Consider the following 668-nt stretch of genomic DNA (forward strand, 5'->3'; position numbering starts at 1 on the left):
CCTGTAACGGTCCAAATCTACCCCGTCGGGTTCAATCACCACTTCAACTACCGGCAGTCCCTCCAGGAGTTCGCGGTTACGCCGGGATTCCTTCTTCTTTCCATCGGGCTTTGCTTTTGAAGGAACCGCTGCGCTGCTGTCCTCTTCCCGGATGTCTTCACTCTGTCCGGTTGCAGGAACGGGATCGAACAGGGAGAGCTGGTTGGGATCCAGGGCTGCCAGCTTCTCACTTCTCCGCCCGAAAAGCTGACGGTTCAGCCATGCTATCTGTGAAAGCAGTTCCCGTATCTTCTGTTGCAGCGCATCCGTCTGTTCCAGCAGTTTCCCGTTGGATTCGACAAGGGAACGGTTAGTCTCCAGGAGACCTGCTATCTGCTCCTGTTGACTCCTGATTATCTGTTCCATTGTATCCTGCTGAATCATCCGGTCGTGAACCACTCCGCACAGAGAATTGATTCCCTTGCGCATGTCCGTCTTTCCGGGACACAGGAAATAGCGCATGGTATCATTCAGACAGAACATGGCCGCATAATTTGTGTATCAATCCAAATATCAGTTCAGGGTTTCCATGGCTGTCAAGGTGGATTCTGATTCCGGAAGGAAGCTCTATCATTACGTCGCCATCCGCGCCTGACGGGAGATTGCCCCTGCGACGCAGATCCAATGGG

Annotated in this window: 1 protein-coding gene; it reads right to left on the reverse strand. The window is 53.3% G+C overall.

Going from position 1 to position 668, the window contains the following annotated elements; genetic code table 11:
* On the reverse strand, nucleotides 1-423 hold a 423-nt coding region (locus WKT12_RS16460; RefSeq protein ID WP_340320331.1), incomplete at its 3' end, for a transposase.
* Nucleotides 424-668 lie beyond the last annotated feature (245 nt).

Origin of the sequence: Phocaeicola sp. HCN-6420 (assembly GCF_037890145.1) — a bacterium.
In the GTDB taxonomy this organism is placed as follows: Bacteria; Bacteroidota; Bacteroidia; order Bacteroidales; family Bacteroidaceae; genus Phocaeicola.